Below are 528 nucleotides of genomic sequence, written 5' to 3' on the forward strand. Positions count from 1 at the left end.
GCTGTTTTACTAGTGTTAAGAGCTCCGCAGGATTGATCGGTTTTTCTAAAAACTCACACGCGCCCTGCTTTACTGCATCAACCGCCATTGGAATATCCCCGTGCCCAGTGATCACAATGACAGGGATTCGCTCATCGACGTTTTTGATCATCCGAAGCAGTTCTAATCCATGCATTTGCGGCATGTACATATCGAGAATAACAACGCCCGCCCACTCTGGAGAGACATATTGCAGCGCTTGTGTTGGGTCGTTAATGGCTTTTGACTTGATTGATGATATGTTCATCAAGTACGAATAAGAGTCCAAAACATCCTGATCATCATCGACCAATAATACTGAATATGGGTTATTGCTCATTGGGTAACTCCAACACAACCATCGCACCTTTTTCTAATGAGGAAGCGAGGTAGGTACTTCCTTTATGCTTTTCTATTAATGACTTACAAATATTCATCCCCAGCCCTAGACCAACTTCTTTTGTCGACACAAAAGGTTGAAAAATCCGCTGCACAATCTCTTCACCAAAC

The 528-nt window shown here is 43.2% G+C and carries 2 protein-coding genes; both read right to left on the minus strand.

Annotation, left to right across the window (positions count from 1 at the left end; genetic code table 11):
• Positions 1-358, minus strand: a 358-nt coding sequence (locus R8O11_RS31030; RefSeq protein WP_318195366.1) for a response regulator, incomplete at its 3' end; no start/stop codon positions are given.
• The coding region (locus R8O11_RS31035) for an ATP-binding protein (RefSeq protein WP_318195367.1) at positions 348-528 on the minus strand (181 nt) is incomplete at its 5' end. The genes R8O11_RS31030 and R8O11_RS31035, both read right to left, overlap by 11 nt.

Source organism: Vibrio sp. 1288 (assembly GCF_033344475.1).